Source organism: Bacillus sp. JJ1533, from assembly GCF_036965045.1.
GTDB lineage: Bacteria > Bacillota > Bacilli > Bacillales > Bacillaceae_L > Ferdinandcohnia.
This window is the reverse complement of sequence record NZ_JBALOV010000047.1, coordinates 20525-24236: the sequence shown is the minus strand read 5'-3', so window position 1 is coordinate 24236 and position 3712 is coordinate 20525. Positions and strand designations below refer to the sequence as shown.

At 30.2% G+C, this 3712-nt stretch carries 4 protein-coding genes and 1 pseudogene; 1 reads left to right on the top strand and 4 read right to left on the bottom strand.

All coding sequences use genetic code 11. The features are described from left to right. The first annotated feature begins 480 nt into the window (after nucleotides 1-480). Nucleotides 481-639, top strand: a complete 159-nt coding sequence (locus V7138_RS23070; protein ID WP_335402098.1) for a hypothetical protein — start codon at nucleotides 481-483, stop codon at nucleotides 637-639. Here the strand turns inward: V7138_RS23070 and V7138_RS23065 are convergent. The 4 genes and pseudogenes from V7138_RS23065 to V7138_RS23050 all read right to left on the bottom strand — a co-directional run. Continuing rightward, the gene (locus V7138_RS23065; protein WP_335402095.1) at nucleotides 626-1555 is read right to left on the bottom strand and encodes a glycosyltransferase family 2 protein; all 930 of its coding nucleotides are present in this window, start codon (nucleotides 1553-1555) and stop codon (nucleotides 626-628) included. The two genes, V7138_RS23070 and V7138_RS23065, sit on opposite strands and share 14 nt — an antisense overlap. Before the next feature lie 98 nt (nucleotides 1556-1653). Further along, complete coding sequence (locus V7138_RS23060) at nucleotides 1654-2400, bottom strand: WecB/TagA/CpsF family glycosyltransferase (protein WP_335402092.1); 747 nt, start codon at nucleotides 2398-2400, stop codon at nucleotides 1654-1656. Nucleotides 2401-2533: 133 nt separating this feature from the next. Further along, nucleotides 2534-3175: a sugar transferase gene (locus V7138_RS23055; RefSeq protein WP_335402103.1), complete on the bottom strand. Its 642-nt coding sequence runs from the start codon at nucleotides 3173-3175 to the stop codon at nucleotides 2534-2536. Nucleotides 3176-3320: 145 nt separating this feature from the next. Further along, nucleotides 3321-3683: pseudogene (locus V7138_RS23050) on the bottom strand (sugar phosphate nucleotidyltransferase); the annotation flags it as partial. Between the last annotated feature and the right edge of the window lie 29 nt (nucleotides 3684-3712).

Genomic DNA, 3712 nt, shown 5'->3' with positions numbered 1-3712 from the left:
AAAATACTAATTTATCACATTTCATCACTATAACAGGGGTTCTAACTCACTCAAAAAGTGATTCAAACAAGCGCTTGTTTAAATTTGAAAACTCTTGTTCCTGTTGCATTAAACTGCCAATCAAACGTTTGATTGAAATGTAATTTCGTGATGAGAACAGGTGAAAGTGAAAAAATAGTACCCTAATATTCATTCGCTTGGCGGGGGTCAGATTCCGAAGTTCATAAACTGAATGATTATTTATATCCGAATGTAGATTCGAGTCGCAAATGCTAAGAAAAAGCAAATCAAGATTTTGGGATATTAATAATAGTTGATAGGAATAATCTTAGAATGTACTATTAACAATGGGTTAACAGTGTTAATCTATGTTATCATTCCGAGATTTTTAAAATGAAGATTATGAAACTATTATAGGAGATCCTGAAATGAAAAAGAAAATGAACTATATAATCTTACTTTTAACTACCATCTTTTTGTATGGTTGCAGCAGATGCATCCATTACAGATGGAGAAACAGAACCACAAGAAGTAACCACAGTTAATACAGATGAAAATAGTGAAAAAGAAGAAGTTATCACTACGGTTGTTGATGAACCATTAGTAGAAAATATAAAAATCAATTCTATATTTTTATAAATATCTTCATATATAGATTTTTCATTCCGTTTTGAAGTCCTATTGGGAAATAAATTTTAACTAATGTTTTCGTAAGTACACTTACATTAATACTGCGATGAATAAAAGCATTTAACGCAAGTTCTGTTGCTTTTATCTTTTTTCTTTCATTAATATATCTGTCAACTAAAATTATAGTTTTGAAAGCTAATTGAGCTTTTAATGATAGATATTTTTTGTTTTGATTAAACCATACTAAAGAAATATCCTCATTTTTGTAACTATTACTTAATCTATTATTTTTTATATCAACATTCCATATAGTCAAGCATTCAGGTAAATAAGTAAATGTAACATTATTCTTCTGTAACCTTAAACAAAAATCCCAATCTTGATGTTTTTTTAAGTTTTTATTAAATAAAGTTTCTTTCGCAATTGAACTTGACACTAAATAAGTGCTCGTCTGAACTGTATTGTTTCCAACGAGTATATAGTCCATAATATCTTCATTTGAATAATTATTATTTATTTTATATACTTCAGTTTTACCATTTCTAATAATTAAACCTGTAAAAAACATAACAGGTTTATTAGATAATTTTGAATCCTCAATAAATCTTATTTGTCTTTCTAACTTATTTGGCAGCCACAAATCATCTGAATCAAGAAATGCAATATACTCACCCTTACTAATACTTATCCCCAAATTTCTTGGTTTTGTACCAGATGTGTTTTTATTTAATTTTACGTATTTTATTCTTCTATCATATATATCGTTAATTACTTTCTCAGTATCATCTGTTGAGGCATCATCTATAATTATAATTTCTATATTCTTATAGGTTTGTTCAATTACTGAAAAAATTGTTTCTTTTATTATATTCCCCCTATTAAAAGTAGGAATAACAATACTAATTAAAGGATTCCAGCTACTCACTTATTATCTTCCTTTTAAGTGTATAAATATAAAGATTTCATCATATAACCTAATCAATCTAAATATGATAAATATATTTTCGAACTGTACTATTTTTATTAAAACTTAAAGAATTTTAACTTTATAAGTTTTAATAAATAACTCATGTTTCCAAATATATATCTTTTATATAGCCTTTTGGGCTCTTGTAACAATCTATAAAGCCATTCTAAACCGATATCTTGCATAATCTGTGGTGCTCTTTTTACATTGTTAGAATAAAAATCAAATAAACCACCACAGGTTAGTATACCATTTACTTTAATGGAATTTTGATACTTGTTTACCCACTTCTCTTGGATCGGATTCCCAAAACCAACGAAAAGCAAATCAACATTTAATTTGTTTATCAGATCTATTATCCTTTCACTTTCCTCACTCTTATCAAAGTAGCCATGATGCGTACCTACGATTTCAACATTTGGATATTTCCTATTAAAATTAAATTTCACTTTTTCTGCTGTGCCAACTTTCCCACCTAATAAAAACACCCTTATATTAATATTATTTGATTCTAAATACCCCATTAGGTTGGGAAATAAATCTGTTGTTGCAATCCTTTCTTGCGCAACCGGAAGGTTTAATAATTTTTGAGCGAAAATGACTCCCATTCCATCAACATATACTAAATTATCTTCTTGATCAATTATATTTTTATATTCAATATCATTCCAATATTTCAGCATACAGTCAGAGTTAATCGCATAATATACTTTTTTATTTCCTTTTAATATGTTAGAAACAATTATTTCTGTAAGTTCCACTTCACTACCTAAATATAGTTCTTTATCTATATATGAATACATCTATTTTTCATCCTTAACTTTTCTATTCACTTTATTTTTCTTATCCCCCCTAAGAATAGCCGAACCTACTAAACCTCTATGTCCAGCTATGTATATTCTGGAATCTTTCTTCATCTATCATTACACCCTTCCTTTAAAACGCATCCTTTGATCCGAACAACACCAAAAAGGTCCGCAAAATAATTCTTATATCAAACATGACAGAGCGTTTTTGAATATATTCAAGGTCTAGCCTTACCATATTTTCAAAACCAATATTACTTCTTCCACTGACTTGCCAAAGACCTGTACAACCTGGAGTAACCGTTAGCCTTTGTTTATGATAGTCCGTATATTCTTTGACTTCTCTTACCAAAGGTGGTCTCGGACCGACCAGGCTCATGTCCCCCTTTAATACATTAAAAAGCTGAGGAAATTCATCGATACTCGTTTTTCGTATAAATCTTCCAACCTTCGTTATTCTTGGGTCATTTTTCATTTTGAACATTGCCCCGGTTGTTTCATTACTTTTGAGTAACTCTGCCAGTCTCTCTTCCGCATCTGACACCATGGAACGAAACTTATACATTTTGAATTTTGTTCCACCTTTTCCTACTCTTATTTGAGAAAAGAAAACAGGGCCTTTTGGATCTTCAATTTTAATCGCAATACTCACGACTATAAATAATAAACTCAATATAGTTAAACCAATAATTGCACCCACAATATCCATTGAGCGTTTCAATACGATGTATGTTTTCTTTTTGTATAATTCCAGGGTTCTAGAAACGCTGATATTTTCTGTTTTTGCTAACTCAGCCACCTCTTCTTACCCCTTTACTCGATATTTGCTAGTTTTTCTTTATATAATATATGCTCCTGAATTCTATTGTTTCTGTGCGTAATTCATCATTTTTTACTGCAAATTCAATGGTTGTTTAAAAGAATCCAATTTTTTCACCAACATCATAACGGTCACCTTCAAAGTCATATGCAAATACTCGTTGGATCTCATTAAGCTTTTGAATCGCATCGGTTAATTGAATTTCTCCACCTGCACCAAGTTCTTGTTGTTCTAAGAACATAAAGATTTCTGGAGTTAGAATGTAGCGTCCCATAATGGCTAGATTAGATGGAGCTGTACCTTGTTATGGCTTTTCGACGAATTGATTTACCTGATAACGTCTTCCTTCGTTTGATAATGGATCAATAATTCCGTATCTATGTGTTTCAGTTTCCGGAACGGTTTGAACCGCAATAACAGATGATAATGTTTTGTCATATTCATTAATCAACTGTCTAACCCACTTTTCAAAAATACTAATTTATCACA

Excerpts from the sequence above, each read along its gene's own strand:
- V7138_RS23070 (WP_335402098.1), top strand. The coding sequence starts at position 481 with ATGGTTGCAGCAGATGCATCCATTACAGATGGAGAAACAGAACCACAA.
- V7138_RS23060 (WP_335402092.1), bottom strand. The coding sequence starts at position 2,400 with ATGTATTCATATATAGATAAAGAACTATATTTAGGTAGTGAAGTGGAA.